This window comes from Promineifilum sp. (SeqCode) (genome assembly GCF_041918635.1).
Taxonomy (GTDB): Bacteria; Chloroflexota; Anaerolineae; order Promineifilales; family Promineifilaceae; genus Promineifilum.
On the sequence record NZ_JAYRVJ010000426.1, the window covers coordinates 1 to 17,421 of the forward strand.

Sequence of the window (17,421 nt, forward strand, 5' to 3'; positions counted from 1 at the left end):
GTGCCACTCCCCGCGCAACCGGGTAATGCCCGTCTTGTCCAGCAGCGATTCGGTCGCCACGTTGCCGGTCAGCAGCATGATGAGCGGGTCAACCAGGCGAATGATCTCCAAAAGATAGGGCTTGTAGTAGACGATCTCGTCTGGCGTCGGCTTGCGCAGCGGCTTGCCGTCGTCGCCAGGCGGCAGGCGGAAGACGGCGTTGGTGATGAATACGTCTTGCTCCGAATCGAAGCCGACCGACTTGAGGATTTGGTCGAGCAACTGGCCGGAACGGCCAACGAACGGTTTGCCCTGGCGGTCTTCCTCGGTACCTGGCGCTTCGCCGATGATCATCAGCTTGGCCTGTGGATTGCCGCGATAGATGACCATGTTCGTGCCGGCCGGAAAGAGCGGGTCGTCCTCCAGCTTCATCATAGCGGCCACCAGATCATCCAACGTGGCGAACTGCGGTCGTTCCTCAAATAGACCGAATTGCATGATTAACCTCCCTGGGCGTTACTGCGGCTGCGGGATTGGATCGTCAGGCTGTTGCAGAGTCTCCACTGGCGAATGCATGATGACCTGCTGGAAACTCTTCGAGAGCGCCTGCCAATCCAGCACGTCCACATGAATAGGTAAGTCTGACTCAGCGAAGGCCCCTCTAAAATCGCCCAACGTCTGTGGGTCGATCTCCTTATCACCCATCAAAACAAGATTGAGATCGGAAGAGCGCCGAGCGGTACGGGATATGCGAGAGCCAAATGCCAGAACGTGTTGTGATGGAACGTAAGGCCTTACTATTCGCTTGATCTCGGTTAATTCGTCAGGCGCCAGATCGATCATGGCATGCCATTGTACAAGGTTCAGGTCGCCAATCAAAAGCAAGACGACTCAGACTGCCCCACTGTCACATTAGCACTAACCGGTCGCAACCCCTCTCCACCTAGCGTATACCCCACCCCAATGAACGTGCCCAGCGTTATTACCACTGTCTGCGGCTCGCCGGCGCGGGTGCTGGCCGCGGCCAATCCGTCGTGCAAAAGGATGACGGAGTGGTATGGACTTAACCGCCGCGCTAGCTCCTCACCCACGAATGCCGCCAGATTCGGCGCAAGCTCGCGCAACTGCCCGTAGCTGCCGCGATCAGTCGGGAACGGGTGGCCGCCCTCCAGGTGGGTCGCCAACGCCAGGCCAATGCTTGTCCGCGCGCGCTCGTCCGTCGGAATGGCAGTCGTCCACTCCGCGACGATCAGGGCGGCCATCCGCTCCCAGCGCTCCGCCGCCGTCGCCGACGACGCGACAATTCCCTGGGCGGACAGCGATGGACGGATGGTGATCTGGCTCAGCCAGCCGTCGTGATAGGCGGCCAGGCCGCACTTGACCGCCGTATGGCCGAAGTCCAACAGCAGCATGTGGCGGGCGTCTGGCGGCGCGTGGCGGGCCAGCCCGACCAGGGCGATGGCCGCCCCAAACGGCGAGCGCTCGACCCGCAGATCGCAGTTGGCGGCGGCCAGGAAGGCGCGGGTTTCGGCAATGGCCGCTTCGCCCAGCCGGCCGGCCAGCAGCCCGCCGCCGATGACAACCCGCTCGACCGCCGCCCAATAAGCCCAGTGAACGTCGTCCCATTCGGGGCGAGCCGCCCGGTTGGCCGCGTCACCGCGCCGCAGCGCCAGCAAGTAGGCGGCCAGCCGCCGGCCGACTATCCCGGCCACGGCCAGCGCCGGCCCGCGCGTTTGTGGATCGTCAAAACAGGCATCGAACCGGTGGAGCAAATTGGGCGCGGCCGGATCGAGGGGCAGCGGCGCGGCGCGAACCAGACTGCGCACGGCCTCAGTCGACAGCACCTCGCCGGCGCGCCGGCCGAGCAGCCCTTCTTCCACGGGGACGCCGGGCAACTCCATGAGCCAGACCCGGTTGAGGGAGCGCGCCGGGGCGTCGCCGGCGGTAAACGGGTTGGTAAGCGGCAAGCGCTCCGCGACCGGCGGCGCTTCACTCGTCACAGCCAATGTCCTGCGGCCCGCAGGTCACGTCGAGCCAACCGGCCAGATAGACGCCGTTCGGCTGTAACTCCCCCTCGACAGTGACGGGCAGCCGCGTTCCGCTGGCCGGGTCGTACATGCCGATCCAGATGGGATAGCGGCCGGCGGCGAGGTCAGCTGGGATCACCAGTTCATACCGATCGTCGATGGTCTCGCCGTTGCTCCAGGCCCGCGTGGGATAGTCGCCGCCCAACGGCGGGCTGTCGCCGGTGCTCAGGGGCGGCCGGTCGGGCTGTCCCAGGTGGATCAGGGTGGTGTAGTCGCGTTGCGGCGTGCCGCGCGGCACGTACCAGCGCGCCTCGACGTAGACGATCTGCCCCGGACGCGCCTCAGCCGGCGTGATGTTCGTTGCGACCAGGGCGATGTGATCGCCTATTTCGGCCAACCACGCATCGGGCGCGGGCGGCGGGGTGTGGGGCGTGATCTTAACCGTGGCGACTTCAATGCCGGGCGCGCCGCCGTTCACCCGCGCGAAGATGCGGCCCAACACCGGGGCCTCGGCCTCCGGCTCAATGCGCACGGCGAAGCGGTCGGCGATGATCGCGCCCTGCGGCCAGAGCGTCGCCGGGTAGAGGCCGCGGCCGTGGTAGCTGTGGAGGTTGGCGATGCGCTCCACGTCCCGGCCGTACAGTTCGACGATGAATTCCGGCGCGTCCGCTACTACGTCGTCGGCCCGCCAATAGAGCGTCAACCAGACGACGTCGCCCGGCCGTGCAGTCTCGGTCTCCACCCGCGCCCCCAGGAGTGTTAGCCCCTGGCCCCGATCGGTCAGTTCGGGCAGCACGCGCCGAACGTCGTCGGGCAGAGCATTGACCACGCCCGGCGGTTGGTAGGCCGGTTGGATGATGAAGAGGAGGCAGTAGATGGTGGTTGCCAGGGCCAGCAGCGCCAGCAGCGGCGAGAGGCGGCGGTTGATGGCCCCCAGACCACGGGGCATGCAGTCGCCCCAGCCCGCCAGCCCCCAGGCCACGCCCAGCGCCGCCGGCAGGATGGCCGGAAAGAGCAGCCGCCCTTGCGCCGCCTCGGTACGCATCATGAACGTTGCCAGGCCGGCGTAGACCAGGATGACCCAGCCGGCGAGGAGGAGGGCGAGGAGGTGGTCGGAGCGCGGGGGAGCGGGGGAGCTGGGGAGCGGGGGAGAATGCCGTGATTGACCGACGTGTTCTTTGCCCCTGCTCCCCTGCTCCCCTGCCCCCCTGCTCTCGCCCCGCGAACTCAAGAAACAACTCAACGCGCCGAGAAGCGCCAGGACGACGATCGCCAACCACGACAGATAGACCCATTGCGGCGCGCGCAGGTTGAACCAGCCAAAGACGGCGACGAGGGAGAGGCTGAGTCCGTGCGATTCGCCCAGCACTTGCCACAGGGTGTAACCGCGGTCGCCGCCGGCGATGGCGATGAACCGGTTCGTGGCCGTCCAGTCGCCGTAGAGCGATTGATTGCGCGCCCACAGCCAGCCGGCGATGAGGACGGCCGGCCCGCCCACGGCCAGCGCCGCCTGCCAGATGAGGCGCGGCCGGCGCTCGCGCAGGGCCAGCACGGCCAGGAAGCCGAGACTATAGACGAGCAGCAGTACGCCCGCGTTCTTGCTCAGCGCCGCCATCCCGACCGTGACGCCCAGCAGCACCAACCGCCCGACGGCCCGCTTGTCGAGAACACCGGGCGGCTCGCGCCAGAGGCCGATTAACTGGTAGAGGCCCAAACTGCACAGAAACGTAATGAGGGGATCGTTGCTGACCGAGGCATGGACGAAGTTGAATTGCGGCAGGAAGGCGACCAGGGCCGTTGCCAGCAGCGGGCGAGTCGTACTGGCCGGCCAGAGGCGGCGGCCGCTGGCATAGATTGCCAGCAGCGTGCCCAGCCCCAGCAGCGTCGACAGGACGCGCAGCAGGTGGGCTGCCAGCGCGTACCCCTGCCAGGGCCACGCCTCGGCCGGCGTATGCACGATGCGGTTGACGTTAGCCAGCGCCGAGGCGTCGCCGATCCAGGCGTAGGGGTTGAGCCAGATGGCGTCGCGCGCGCCCTCCGTGTCGATCGGGGCGATGAGCGCCGCGCCCAGCAGGTAGTAGAGCGGCGGCTGGGCCGCTTCCTGCCCCAACCACTCATCGGGCGGTTCCTCGACCACCGGCAGCCGGCCGTTGCGGGCGATGGCCTCGGCGGTGAAGAAGTGCCAGTGCTCATCCGGCGCTTCGAACAGCGGATTGATCGCCCCGTAGGCCAGGGTGATGACCAGGTAGCCGATTAGGATCAGGCTGAGCAACAGGCGTCGTCGGGTCATGGCGCTCGGAAAAGGGATCGCAGGTTACACCGATTATAATTCACGGCGCTTCCCCCGCCAGATCGAGCGTCGTCAACCGGAGCTGGTCATCGGGTTGGTTCACCCCGTCCAAATCCACCGGCAGCCGCGTCCCGTCGTCCGGGTTGTAGAGGCCAACGTTCACGTGGTAGCGGCCGGGCGGGAGGCCGGATGGCAGGGATAGCTGGTAAGCATCAGTGACGACCTCGCCACGCCGCCAGCCGCTTGTGGTGCGCTGTCCGCCGACGGGGATGGTGTCAACCTGGCTGACGATTTCGCCCGTCGCTCCGTCAACCAGATGGACGAAGACCACATAATCGCCCTCGGGCGCGGCCGTGGCCTGCCAATAAAGCGTCAGCGGCAACTGGCCGTCCGCCGCCGGGCCTAGATCGTAACCATACAGGCGGATGGCCGGGCCAAAGCCGGCATCGACGACAACAGCGGCCGGCGGCGCCTCGGTTACCAGCGGCCACGGCTTCACGACGATCCGACCGGCTGTGGTCGCCTGGCCGATGGACGCATCGCCCTCCAGCAGCGTCCAGCGCAAACGGTAGCGGCCGGGCGCTGTGTCCGGCCCGAAGTAGAGGCTCGTCACTTCACGCAGCAGCGCGCCGCCGGCCACGCGGCCGAGCCAGGGCGCGCCCGGCCGGGCCTCCTGAGTGCGCAGTACATCGCCATCCGGCCCCAGCACCTCCAGCCGGTAGCGCAGATCGGTCAGGTCGATGCCATCCGGTCCCGCCCGCCAATGGAGCGTCAACGGCAGGTTGTTGCCCGGCAGCACGCTGTCGTCCCATGGCTCGACGGCGGCCAGCGCCAGGCCGGCGGGCCAGACGACCATTGGCCGCGGGCGGCTGGCGGCCCTCAGGTCGTCGGCAAAGAGTTGCTCAGGCGCGGCGGGCCAGGTATCGGTCGCGGCGAGCTCGATTTCGCCGATAGGTAGCAGCTCGCCATCATCGAGCGCGAGGGACAGGACGTACACGCCCGGCGGCAGCCCTGGCGGCAACGGCAGGTCATAGCTACGCCGATTGGAGCCGGAGGAAGACCAGGACTCCTCCCGGCCAGGGAGCCGATGGGTGTAGCGGAATCGCTCCAGACCATCGGGGCCGGTCAGGCTGAAATGAAGCAAGACATTGCCGGCTGGTTCCTCCCCCTCCCAGAACAGGTCGATCCACAACGTCGGCAACGTGAGTGGTTGCGAGCCGCCAACCCGAACGCCGCGCAACGCGGGCGACTCCAACCCCTCGATGCTGACGGCCGTCGGCGGCCGGCCGTCGGCCGCCGTCCCATAGCCGATCACCTCCGCGATCGTTGTGCGCGCCGGGAATATCCGGTTGCTGACTTGCAGCAGCTGATCGTCGAGCCAGGCGTGGATGAGCCGAGCATCGTCGCGCCCGTCGGCCGGTGGGTCGGTGACGAACCAGATGCGTTCGTAGTCGGCGGCCAGCGCCGCCAACTCCGGCTCCTGCCCCGTGGCGACCTGGGGATAGGTGGGCAAGGCGGTGACGGCGATATCAGGCCGCAGCCGGTAGTGCTCGTGCAGCGGCAGCAGGACGGCGTTGTTGTAGAGGACGACGTCGCGCGCGCCGGCGCGCGTCTCGATGAAGCGAACAATGGCGCGGAAGTCGTCTTTGGCGTAGGTAGGGTCGGTGTAGAGGTTCACCAGCGCCAACGTGGAGCCGAGAAGCAGCAGGGCGAGCAGCATGATACCGAATGGGTTGACGGCCGGCCGACTGGCCCGCCAGGCAGTCCAGCCGGTCAGTTCCTCTTGCCGGCCCGTTGTCGCGCCGGCCGGGTTGCCAACCCGCGCGACAACGGGTGGGGGCAGCCACGTCCAGACGACCCAGATACCGGAGGCGACCAGCAGCAAGAACGCCGGACTGCCGGCCATGATGTGGCGGACGCCCTGGTACATCGGCTTGAACAGGAGCGAGCCGAGCATCAGGCCGAGGACGACGGCCAGCAGCCAGGCTATCAGGAAAAGACGCTTGCGCCACGGCCGCGCCCCCCACGCGCCCAAGGCCAGCAAGCCCAAGGCCAGCCCGTTGAGCAAGCGGACAAAGCCTTGCTCGAAGTCCACCGTCAGCCCCAGGTTGAAGAAGCGGACGACATCTTGCAGCATGACCAGCGGCGAGACGTAGCTATAGTTGGCCTCCGCGCCGCCGAGCAGGCGCGGCACGGTGTAGGGCAGCAGCGGGATGGCGGCCAGCGCAGCCACGACCAGCGCGCCCAGGATGAGCCGCCGCATCCCCCGCCGCCACAGCAGCCAGCCCCAGAAGAGAGCCTGCGCGGCGATGAGGAAGGCGGCGGTGTAGTGGGTGTAGAAGGCCAGGCCGGCCAGCAGACCATAGAGCAGCAACCAACGCGCCAGCCGCATCTTTGCGTCAGGTTCTTCCGCCTCTTCGCCCAGCGCTCGCCACAAGACGTAACTCATCGCCGTGACCAGCAGCGCCAACAGCGTATACATGCGCGCTTCCTGGCTGTAGTAGACCTGGAGCGGGTTGACGGCCGCCAGCAGGGCGACGAGCAGGCCCAACGTCTGGCCGCCCATGCGCCGGCCAAGCTGATAGAGCAGCGGGATGAGCAGCACGCCGAATAGCACCGATGGGTAGCGGAAGGCGAAGTCGCTGAGGCCGAACAACTGCCGGGTGACGTGGATGATCAGGTAGTAGAGCGGCGGGTGGGTGTCTTTGGTGACGACGCCCTGAATCACGATCTCGTTGCGCAGGATTTGGGCCACGGGGTAGCCCGAGCGCGCCGGCGTCAACCCCTCATCCGTCCAGAAGCTGAAGGCGTCGAGGTTGTAGACGCGCAGGGCATAACCCAGCAGAACGAGGGCGAGCAGGATGAGAAGCGGGGCAAAGCGGCGCCCGGTAGGTTCCCCGCCATGTGCAGCCATATGGGTTGATTCTAGCGCGGGAAGCCGGGAGAGGCACGCGGGCGTGGAGGTGGCGTAGGCGATTCAATGGGTGGTTACATGAGCACGCACAGGTGAGAAACGGGGCTGTTTTATGGTATAATCTCGTCAAAGGGAGGTTGCCATGAACACCCCGGCTTATGTACCCACCGAGACGCGACCGGTCGGCCGCGCCGCGCTGTTCGTGTTGCTCTTGCTCGGCGGTCAGTTGATCTTCGTCCTCGGATCGCCCTACTTCGATGTCTTCCCCACCAACGATAATCTCCTCTTCTCCGCAGCGCTGGTCGCGACGTTCGGCCTTCTGGCGCTGGCGCTCCGGCAACGCCCGGCTCTAGCTCACTACGCGCCGCCGGTCTACGCCCTGTTCGTCGCCGCCGCGGCCAACCTGGCTCTGGTCATCGGGCCGTTCAATCACTACCGGACCGCCACCAACCCTTTCCACGAACTAGCTCAGGACAAATTCGTCCAGTTCCTGACGGTGACGCCGGTGCTAGTCATCCTGTCCTGGCTGGCGTGGCGGAACCTGGGCTGGATCTACCTACAGCGTGGGCAGCCGCGGCGCTGGCTGCCGTTCGGGCTGATGTCGCTTGCCGTGTGCGCGGTGGTCATGGTGGCGATGCTCTTGTTGGCCGGCATGAGCACGGGCGACCTGCTGGCAGCCGCGCCGTGGATATTGACCTTCGTCACCGCCAACGCGATCATGGAAGAGTTGTGGTTCCGCGGCGTCTTCCTGCGGTCGTATGAGGCCGGGATTGGCTGGGCAGGCGCGATGACAGTGACCGCGTTGGCCTACGGCGTGTCCCACATGAACGCTACCTACTTCGAGTCAGCCGTTGGCATCATGTTCGGTCTGGGCGTGATCGGTCTTGGGTTGGTGATGGCTTGGGCCATGCGCTGGGCCAATAGCCTGTGGGGCTCCGTCCTGTTTCACATGGGGATGGATATGCTGATTATTTTGCCGATTGTGGAGTCGTTGTAGGAAACTCATTCGCGCTCCTGTCTCGTCTTGCTGAACGCATTATACCATGTGCTAATCCTCGCCAACGGTAGCCGATCCGCCCACAATCCACTACAATTCACCCCAACTTGTGACGCGCTTCACAAGCCCGTGGCGCAGCCTGCGAGGGCGCGTCAGGTGGACAATTCCGTACAGGTGCGGTACGATCAACCGTCCTGCTATGACACCACTTCCTTATAATAGGATTGAACTTCGTGGATCAAACCGAACAACTCCTCCAAGCACTCACCGAAGCCCACGGCGTGCCCGGCTATGAGACCGAGGTGCGCGCCGTGCTGCGCGGCTACATGGAACCGCTGGGCGAAGTCACCCAGGACAAGCTGGGTAGCCTCATTTGCCACCGGCCGGGCGAGGGGCCGCGGGTCATGCTGGCCGGCCACATGGACGAGATCGGCCTCATTGTCACCCACATCAGCGACGAGGGCTTTCTCAAGTTCCTGCAACTCGGCGGCTGGTGGGATCAAGTGCTCCTGGCCCAGCGCGTCATCGTCAAGACCCACAAAGGGGACGTACTCGGCGTCGTCGGGGCCAAGCCGCCCCACCTGCTGTCAGCCGATGAGCGGTCGAAGCTGGTCGAGAAGAAGGACATGTACATCGACATCGGCGCGACCAGCAAGGCCGACGCGGAGGCCGCCGGCGTGCGCCTGGGCGACCCGGCCGTGCCCGATGCCCGCTTCGCCGTCCTCGCCAATCCGCGCACCTACATGTCCAAGGCGTTCGACAACCGCGTCGGCTGCGCCCTGGTCATCGACGCCCTGCGCCACTTCCAGGCCAACGGCGGCAACCCCAACGACCTCTACGGCGTCCAGACGGTCATGGAAGAGGTCGGCGTTCGCGGCGCGACGACCAGCGCCCGCGCCGTCGATCCCGACGTAGCCATCATCCTGGAGTCCGACATCGCCGGCGACGTGCCCGGCATCAAGAAGGAGCAGTCGAGCGTGAAGCTGGGCGGCGGGCCGGCGCTCATGCTCTACGACGCGCGCATGATCCCCAACCTGAAGCTGCGTGACCTCGTGATCGATACCGCCGCCGAATTAGGCATCCCGCTCCAGTTCTCCAACATGCCCGGCGGCGCGACCGACGGCGGGGCCATTCATCTGCACGGCGTGGGCGTGCCCACGGTCGTCCTGGGTGTGCCCGCCCGCCACATCCACAGCCACGGCGCGATCATTCATCGCGACGATTACGATCATGCGGTACAATTGTTGACGGCCCTCGTCGCCAAACTCGACGCGGCCACCGTCGCCGGGTTGACCGGCTGAACTTGAACCGTTCAACGCAATGATACAAAAACGCAGGGGTGCAGGGGCGCAGGGGAGCAGGGATGAAAGAACCTGCATAGCGGGGTGTTCTCCCCTGCTCCCCCGCCCCCCGGCTCCCCCGCCCCTTTCTAACGAAACACTTGCCTAACACGACACCCTAGGAGGACGATTGCATGGCAACCCTTGCTCCGGACTTTCAACGAATTACCGATTCCCTGCTCGATCAGATCAAGACCTTCGACCATAAGATCACTTCCCGCAGTGTAGGTACGGTCTCGGCTGTCTATGACGGCGTCGCCCTGGCCTCCGGTCTGGCCGACGTGGCCGCGAACGAACTGGTCGAATTCAGTTCCGGCGTGGCCGGCATCGTGCTCGACCTCCAGCCGGACGCGGTCGGTATCGTCGTCATGGGCGACTACACCACTATCGAAGTCGGCGACCAGGTGCGGGCGACGGGCAACATTGCCTCCGTGCCGGTGGGTGACGCGCTGATCGGCCGCGTGGTCGATCCCCTCGGCAACCCGCTCGACGGCAAGGGGCCGATCAACACGACCAAGCGCCGCCCCCTCCAGCGCACCGCCCCTGGCGTGGTCGCGCGCAAGGGCGTGGACACGCCGGTGCAGACAGGCATTCTGTCTGTCGACTCGATGTTTCCCATCGGCCGCGGCCAGCGCGAGTTGATCATCGGCGACCGCCAGACGGGCAAGACGGCTATCGCCCTGGACACCATCATCAACCAGAAGGGCCAGAACCTGCTCTGCATCTACGTCGCCATCGGCCAGCGCACCGGGCAGGTGGCGCAGGTGGTGAACACCCTGGAGAAGTACGGCGCGATGGAGTACACCACCGTCGTCATGGCCGGCGCGGCTGACCCCGCCCCGCTCCAGTACTTTGCCCCCTACTCCGGCTGCGCCATTGGCGAGGAGTTCATGGAGCAGGGGCTTGACGCCCTGGTGGTCTACGACGACCTGTCCAAGCACGCCTGGGCCTACCGCCAGATGTCGCTCATCCTGCGCCGCCCGCCCGGCCGCGAGGCGTACCCCGGCGACATCTTCTCGCTGCACAGCACCCTGCTGGAGCGGGCCGTGCGTCTGCGTGACGAGTTCATCATCGTCCCCAAAGGCACTAACGTGACCGCGGAGACGAAGGGTGTCGATGGTCAGGTCTACTTTGGCAATCTCACCGAAGAGGGCCTCCATAAGGGCATGGAAGCGCTGGGTGAAGGGGCCAAAGAGAAGTACGAGGTGGCTAAAATCCCCGGCACGGGCGGTTCGCTGACGGCGCTGCCCATCATCGAGACGCTGCTGGGCGACGTGTCGGCCTACATTCCGACCAACGTCATCTCCATCACCGACGGCCAGTTGTACCTGGAGACCGACCTGTTCAACGCCGGCCAGCGCCCGGCCATCAACGCCGGTCTGTCGGTGTCGCGCGTTGGCAGCGCGGCCCAGAAGAAGGCCATGAGCAAGGCGGCCAGCACGCTGAAGGGCGATCTGTCCCAGTTCCGCGAACTGGCGGCCTTCGCCCAATTCGGCTCCGACCTGGACCCGGCCACGCAGCGCCAGTTGGCCCGCGGCGAGCGGCTGATGGAACTGCTGAAGCAGCCCCAGTACCAGCCCCTCCGGCTCGACCATGAGGTGTTCCTCATCTACGCCGGCACGCGCGGCTATCTGGACAACGTGGACGTGAAGCACGTCCCGCGCTGGAAGAGCGAGTTCACCCGCTTCATGGATACGGCTTACTCCCAGGTGGGCAAGACCATCCTGGATACCGGCGTCTGGAACGATAAGGTCGAGGAGGCCATCAAGCAAGGGGTGGTCGAGTTCAACAACACCTGGTCGAATGAGTGATCGGTTGTCAGTGATCCGTTGTCAGTGGGCGGACGACCAACGGCGAACCACTAACGACTGATCACTCACAACTGACAACTGACAACTGCTCATGGCAACTGAACGCGAACTCAACAAGCGCATCAAGAGCGTCAAGAACATCTCCCAGGTGACGAGCGCGTTGGCGGCCGTGTCGGCGTCGAAGGCCAGCCGGGCCCAGCGCCAGGCCCAAGCCACGCGCCACTACGCCCGCAAGGCGTTCGAGATCATCCAGAACCTCGCCGCCCAGCCGGGCGCGTCGGCCACGACCCACCCGCTGATGACCGCCCGCGAGAACGTGCGCAACATCGGCCTGATCCTGATGACCAGCGACCGCGGCCTATCCGGGTCTTACAACGTCAACATGATCACCCTGGCCGAGCGCTTCCTGCGGGCGGCGGACAAGCCGGCCAAGGTCATCACCGTCGGCCGCAAGGGGCGCGACGCGATGGTGCGGCGGCACTTCGACGTCGTCGCCACCTTCGACCGCATCCCCGATCCGCCCTCCTTTCTGGACATCACCGCCGTCGCCCGCGTCGCCATTGACGCCATGCTCAGCGAGAGCATGGACCAGGTCTTCATCGGCTACAGCGAATTCGTCAACCTGGTGACCCGCCAGCCGGTCATCCGCCAGTTGTTGCCGCTGAAGCCGGCCGACCTGACCGGGATGCCCGGCGCGGAGTACGTTAGCGGCGTGGACGCGCAGAAGGCGTCGCAGCAGTCTTACACCTACGAGCCGAACGCGGAGGCGCTGCTGAACGACATCGTGCCTCGCTTTACGCGGCTCCAGATATACCAGTCGTTGCTGGAGGCGCTGGCCAGTGAGCACAGCGCCCGCATGGTGGCTATGAACAACGCCACCGACAACGCCATCGAACTGGTGGACATCCTGACGCTGGAGCGCAACAAGGCCCGCCAGGCCACCATTACCAATCAGATTCTCGACATTGTCGGCGGCGCTGAGGCGCTGAAATCCATGTAGATAGTTGTCAGTTGTCAGTTATTAGTTGTCAGTTATTAGTTGTTAGTAACCAAGTTCACTGCTTACTGACAACTAACAACTGACAACTAACAACTGACAACTAACAACTGACAACTAACAACTAACAACTAACAACTGACAACTGACAACTTCTTCTGGAGGAAGCATGGCAACTGGTAAAATCACCGCCATCCGTGGCGTTGTCGTGGACGTAGATTTCCCGGAAGGGCAACTGCCGGAGATTTATGAGGCGTTGACCCTGGAAGCGCCGCAGGGCGAACTGGTGCTGGAAGTACAGCAACACCTGGGCGGCGGCGCGGTGCGCACCGTCGCCATGGGATCGACCGATGGCGTGCCGCGCGGCCGCGATGTGGTCGCTACCGGCGCGCCCATCAAGGTTCCCGTCGGTCGGGTCACGCTGGGCCGCATCTTCGACGTGACCGGCCAGGCGGTGGACGGCCGGCCAACGCCCAAGGCGGACGTCTACTACCCCATTCATCGCGCCGCGCCGGACTTCGAGGATCAGAGCACCGTTGTGGAGACGTTCGAGACCGGCCTGAAGGTCGTTGACCTGCTGGCCCCCTTCATCAAAGGCGGCAAGACAGGCATCTACGGCGGCGCGGGCGTGGGCAAAACCGTCACCATCGCCGAACTCATCCGCACCGTGGCCCAGGAGCACGAGGGCGTGTCCGTCTTCGCTGGCGTGGGCGAGCGCACCCGCGAGGGAACCGACCTGTACTATGAGATGCAGGAGTACGGCGTGCAGGACTCGGTCGCCATGGTCTTCGGCCAGATGAACGAGACACCCGGCGTGCGCCTGCGCGTGGCGCTGACCGGCCTGACGATGGCCGAGTACTTCCGCGACGAAGGGCGCGACGTGCTGCTATTCATCGACAACATCTTCCGCTACGTGCTGGCCGGCTCGGAAATGTCGGCGTTGTTGGGCCGCATGCCCAGCGCCGTTGGCTACCAGCCAACGCTGGCAGCGGAAATGGGGGCGCTGCAAGAGCGCATCACCTCCACCCGCAAAGGCTCCATCACCTCGATGCAGGCCATCTACGTGCCCGCCGACGACTACTCTGACCCCGCGCCGGTGGCGACGTTCGCCCATCTGGACGCCATCATCACCCTGGAGCGCAGCGTCTTCGCCCGCGGCATCTTCCCGGCGGTGGATCCGTTGGCTTCCAGCAGCCGCGCCCTCCAGCCCGACGTGGTCGGCGAGCTTCACTACCGCACCGCCCGCGAAGTCAAGCAGGTGCTCCAGACCTATAAGGACTTGCAAGACATCATCGCCATTCTGGGCATCGACGAATTGAGCGAAGACCAGAAGCTGTTGGTGGCGCGCGCCCGCAAGATGGAGCGCTTCCTGGGCCAGCCCATGTACGTGGCCGAGAAGTTTACCGGCTTGTCGGGGCAGTACGTGCCCACGGCCGAGACGGTGCGCGGCTTCCGCGAGATTCTCGACGGCAAGCACGACGACCTGCCGGAGCAGGCGTTCTACATGGTCGGCGGCATTGACCAGGCGGTGGAGAAGGCGGAGAAATTGCGCGCCATGGCGTAGGGGCGGGTTTCAAACCCGCCCTTATAGCCGGTGTCGTAGGGGAAGGTTTCAAACCTGCCCCTGCAATGGATGACATCTATGCCAATTCAGTGCGATATCGTCACTCAGGAAAAGATGGTCTTCAGCGGCCCGGTTGACGCGGTGAACCTGCCGGGAACCGAAGGCCGCATGGGCATTCTGCCCCACCATAGCCCGCTGCTGACCGCGCTGGACTTCGGCGAGGTCGTAGTGCGCGTGGGCGGCCACGAGGAGTACTTCGCTATCGGCGGCGGCTTCGTCGAGGTGCAGCCCGATCACGTTACGATCCTGGCCGACTCGGCTGAGCAGGCGGATGAGATCGACATCGAGCGCGCCGAGCGCGCCCGGGTGGAAGCGGAAGAGATCATGCGGACAGGCGTCAAGGACGACCCGGATCGCATCGCCGCGGTGCGCGCCTCGCTGTTGCGCGCCCAGGCGCGTGTTGACGTGGGCCGTCGCCGCCGCCGCAGCGTCGCCACCGGTATGGGTCGCACGGAGCCGGAGCAACCGAGATAAGCAGCCAACGCAAAGGCGCAAGGACGCCAAGGTGCAGAGGGGAAGTTAATGTTTCCCTTGCGTCTTGGCGTCCTTGCGTCTTTGCGTTAATCTTGCCTCTCAGAGGTCATTAGTTAGCGTGTCACTATTTACTCCCCAAATCGCCATCGACCTGGGCACGGTGAACGTCCTGGTTCACCTGCAAGGGCGCGGCGTCGTGCTCCAGGAGCCGTCGGTCGTCGCCATCCGGGAAGACGGCAACAAGACGATCATCGTCGAGGTCGGCCGCGCGGCCAAGGATATGTACGGCCGCACGCCGACTGAGATCGAGGTCATGCGCCCGCTGCGCGACGGCGTCATCGCCGACTACTTCGTCACCCAGGGTATGCTGGAGTACTTCATCACCAAGGTGGCCGGGCGCTTCCCCATGCGCAAGCCGTCGGTGATGATCAGCGTGCCCTACGGCGTGACGAGCGTCGAGCGCCGCGCCGTCCGCGAGGCGGCGCTGGCTGCCGGGGCGCGCGAGGTCAATCTCATCCCGGAGCCATTGGCGGCGGCCATCGGCGCGGGGCTGCCTGTGGGCACGCCGACCGGCAACCTGGTCGTCGACCTGGGGGGCGGCTCCACCGAGGCGGCCGTCGTTGCCATGAACGGCATCGTCTGCGCCGAGTCGGTGCGCGTCGGCGGCGTCCACCTGGACGAGGCCATCATCAGCTACGTCCGCAAAAAGTACAACCTGATCATCGGCGAGCCGACGGCCGAAGCGATCAAGATCAAGATCGGCGCGGCCGTCGAACTGGATGAGCGGCTGGAGATGCAGGTGCAGGGGCGCGACCAGGTGGCCGGCTTGCCGCGGACGATCACCATCACCTCCAGCGAAGTGACCGAGGCCATCAGCGAGCCGCTGGCGGCCATCGTCAACGTCGTGCGGGCCGTGCTGGCGAAGACGCCGCCGGAACTGTCGTCGGACATCATCGACCGCGGCATGGCTCTGACCGGCGGCGGCGCGCTGCTGCGCGAACTTGACTCACTGCTGACCAAGGAGACGGGCGTGCCGGCCTACGTGGCCGACAACCCTATCGCCTGCACCGCCCTGGGCGCGGGCAAGGCGCTGGCCGAACTGCCCGTGCTCCAGCGCAGCATCCCCGATTTCTAAGAAGAAAGAATCCACAGATTTCGCAGATTAAAGAAAAGAGGCTCACGCAAAGTACGCTAAAATCGCTAAGAACGCTAAGGAAGAATGATTCTTTGCGTTCTTCGCGTCCTTTGCGCTCTTTGCGTGAGTCTCTTTCTTAATCTGCGCAATCTGTGAAATCTGTGGATTCTCTTCTTAGAAGTTGCAGATCAGCAGTTCGGCGACTTTGCCGCGGCCGTTGGCTTTGGAGTTGACTGCCCGCGCCGCGTAAAGCTGCTCGATGTGGAAGCCGGCGTAAAGATCGCGCACAAAGGGCATGTCGGAGTTGGAGAGCATGGCCCGCACGCCCTTATCGGCCAACGCGGCAAAGACGTCGCGCAACTGCCGCTGGTCGTCGGGGCCGAAGCCGTCGCGGTCGTAGGTGGTGAAGTTGGCCGTAGGGGAGACGGGGTGGTAGGGTGGGTCGAAGTAGACGAAGTTCCCCGGCTGCGCATAGTCTAGCACTGTGGAGAAGCGGCGGCGGGCGATGTCCACCCCTTGCAGCACCGCCGACGCCGCCCGCAGGTTCGGCTCGTCGCAGATGGTCGGGTTCTTGTACCGGCCAAAGGGCACGTTGAACTGCCCGGCCCGGTTCTCGCGGTAGAGGCCGTTGTAGCACGTCTTGTTGAGGTAGATCACCCGCGCTGCCCGCTCCGGTAGCGTCAGCGCTTCGGGCCGCAGGGCGCGGACGCGGTAGTAGTGTTCCCGCTCGTAGGCGTGCTGGCCCAGCGCGGCGATGACCTCCTCCACAGCATTGCGCAGAGCAAGGTAGACATCAATGAGCCCGGCGTTGGCGTCGGAGAGGTAGGCGCGCCGGATGCGCCCCTGTCCGGCCAGCGCGAAGAAAAGCGCGCCGCCGCCGACGAACGGTTCATGGTAGGCGTTAAACTCGTCAGGGACACGGGCCAGCAGTTCGGGCAGCAGCCGCCCCTTGCCGCCCGCCCACTTGAGCACCGGCCGGGCAATTGAGTGGGGTTGCTGGTTCACGATAAAGTGCAGATCGGCCGACCGCCCGTACGTAGACTTGACAGATAACGAGGACTACACAAGCCTCTCTGAAATCTGAGTAATCTGCGAAATCTGTGGATTCTTCTTCTATTCCGGCAGAAGATAATAGGTCATCTGCTGCAACTGCACCACCGGGTCGCTATGGCTGACGTGGACGCCGGGCGGCACGGTCAGCGAGACGGGCGCGTAGTTGAGGATGGCCTTGATGCCCGCCTGAACCAGCCGCTCGGCCGTCACCTGGGCCGCGTCGGCCGGCACAGCCAGGATGGCGATCTCGATGCCCTGCCCGCCCAGCGCCGTCTCCAGGTCGGCCACGTCCTGCACGACCAGTTCGCCGATGTGCTCGCCGATCTTGGCCGGGTCGCTGTCGAAAACGCAGGTGATGGCGAAGCCGCGCCGCTGGAAGCCGCGATAGCTGGCCAGAGCGTGTCCGAGGAAGCCCGCGCCGACCAGGGCCACCGGCCACTCGCGGGTCAGGCGCAGGATTTCGCTCAGCCGTTCGATGAGGTAGTTGATGTGGTAGCCCGTACCCTGCTTGCCGAACTCGCCGAAGTGGGACAGGTCTTTGCGGATCTGCGCTGAACTGATGCCCAGCCGTTCGGCCAGTTCATGCGAAGACGTGGTGGTCTTGCCCGCCTCGCGCTCCATGCGGCTGAGCTCGCGCAAGTAGACGGGCAAACGGCCGATGACGATGTCGGGGATTTCGTGATCCACAGTCGGCTCCTGAGAGCGATTCGTGCAACTTTTCACGAACATTGTAACAGAGGCGGCGCTGACGGCAAGTGAAGCAGGGTGATTTTACGGTGA

At 65.2% G+C, this 17,421-nt stretch carries 13 protein-coding genes and 1 pseudogene; 7 read left to right on the top strand and 7 right to left on the bottom strand.

Annotated elements, in window-relative coordinates:
- The 5 genes from ACE3UY_RS13240 to ACE3UY_RS13260 form a co-directional block, all read right to left on the bottom strand.
- Positions 1-477 (bottom strand): uracil-DNA glycosylase family protein (locus tag ACE3UY_RS13240; RefSeq protein ID WP_374687982.1); only part of this gene is annotated, 477 nt, incomplete at its 3' end.
- 18 nt (positions 478-495) lie between these two features.
- Positions 496-858 (bottom strand): nucleotidyltransferase family protein, encoded by a 363-nt coding sequence (locus tag ACE3UY_RS13245; RefSeq protein ID WP_374687983.1) that lies wholly within the window; start codon positions 856-858, stop codon positions 496-498.
- Positions 855-1,979 (bottom strand): hypothetical protein, encoded by a 1,125-nt coding sequence (locus ACE3UY_RS13250; RefSeq protein WP_374687984.1) that lies wholly within the window; start codon positions 1,977-1,979, stop codon positions 855-857. The genes ACE3UY_RS13245 and ACE3UY_RS13250 overlap by 4 nt, the downstream gene beginning before the upstream one ends.
- Positions 1,969-4,296, bottom strand: coding sequence for an ArnT family glycosyltransferase (locus ACE3UY_RS13255; RefSeq protein WP_374687985.1), 2,328 nt, complete (start codon positions 4,294-4,296; stop codon positions 1,969-1,971). Before ACE3UY_RS13255 ends, ACE3UY_RS13250 begins: the two co-directional genes overlap by 11 nt.
- 40 nt (positions 4,297-4,336) lie before the next feature.
- A complete protein-coding gene (locus ACE3UY_RS13260; RefSeq protein ID WP_374687986.1) occupies positions 4,337-7,210 on the bottom strand; it encodes a glycosyltransferase family 39 protein in 2,874 nt (957 codons plus the stop codon).
- 142 nt (positions 7,211-7,352) lie between these two features.
- On the opposite strand from ACE3UY_RS13260, the gene ACE3UY_RS13265 reads away from it, so the two are divergent.
- The 7 genes and pseudogenes from ACE3UY_RS13265 (at position 7,353) to ACE3UY_RS13295 (ending at position 15,588) form a co-directional block, all read left to right on the top strand.
- On the top strand, positions 7,353-8,207 hold the full coding sequence (locus ACE3UY_RS13265) for a lysostaphin resistance A-like protein (protein ID WP_374687987.1): 855 nt from the start codon (positions 7,353-7,355) through the stop codon (positions 8,205-8,207).
- Between the two features lie 233 nt (positions 8,208-8,440).
- On the top strand, positions 8,441-9,508 hold the full coding sequence (locus ACE3UY_RS13270) for a M42 family metallopeptidase (RefSeq protein WP_374687988.1): 1,068 nt from the start codon (positions 8,441-8,443) through the stop codon (positions 9,506-9,508).
- Positions 9,509-9,681: 173 nt separating this feature from the next.
- A pseudogene (gene atpA, locus ACE3UY_RS13275) lies at positions 9,682-11,286 on the top strand (F0F1 ATP synthase subunit alpha); the annotation flags it as partial.
- Between the two features lie 163 nt (positions 11,287-11,449).
- Entirely contained in the window at positions 11,450-12,358 is a 909-nt protein-coding gene (gene atpG / locus ACE3UY_RS13280; RefSeq protein WP_374687989.1) for an ATP synthase F1 subunit gamma, read from the top strand.
- Between the two features lie 166 nt (positions 12,359-12,524).
- Positions 12,525-13,919, top strand: a complete 1,395-nt coding sequence (gene atpD, locus ACE3UY_RS13285; RefSeq protein ID WP_374687990.1) for a F0F1 ATP synthase subunit beta — start codon at positions 12,525-12,527, stop codon at positions 13,917-13,919.
- Between the two features lie 78 nt (positions 13,920-13,997).
- A complete protein-coding gene (locus tag ACE3UY_RS13290; RefSeq protein WP_374687991.1) occupies positions 13,998-14,453 on the top strand; it encodes a F0F1 ATP synthase subunit epsilon in 456 nt (151 codons plus the stop codon).
- A 118-nt stretch (positions 14,454-14,571) separates the two neighbouring features.
- Positions 14,572-15,588, top strand: coding sequence for a rod shape-determining protein (locus tag ACE3UY_RS13295; RefSeq protein ID WP_374687992.1), 1,017 nt, complete (start codon positions 14,572-14,574; stop codon positions 15,586-15,588).
- A 174-nt stretch (positions 15,589-15,762) separates the two neighbouring features.
- Here the strand turns inward: ACE3UY_RS13295 and ACE3UY_RS13300 are convergent, their stop codons facing one another.
- Together ACE3UY_RS13300 and ACE3UY_RS13305 are read right to left on the bottom strand one after the other, a co-directional pair.
- The gene (locus tag ACE3UY_RS13300) at positions 15,763-16,593 is read right to left on the bottom strand and encodes a DNA adenine methylase (RefSeq protein ID WP_374687993.1); all 831 of its coding nucleotides are present in this window, start codon (positions 16,591-16,593) and stop codon (positions 15,763-15,765) included.
- A gap of 108 nt (positions 16,594-16,701) precedes the next feature.
- Positions 16,702-17,370 (bottom strand): redox-sensing transcriptional repressor Rex, encoded by a 669-nt coding sequence (locus ACE3UY_RS13305; RefSeq protein WP_374687994.1) that lies wholly within the window; start codon positions 17,368-17,370, stop codon positions 16,702-16,704.
- Positions 17,371-17,421 lie beyond the last annotated feature (51 nt).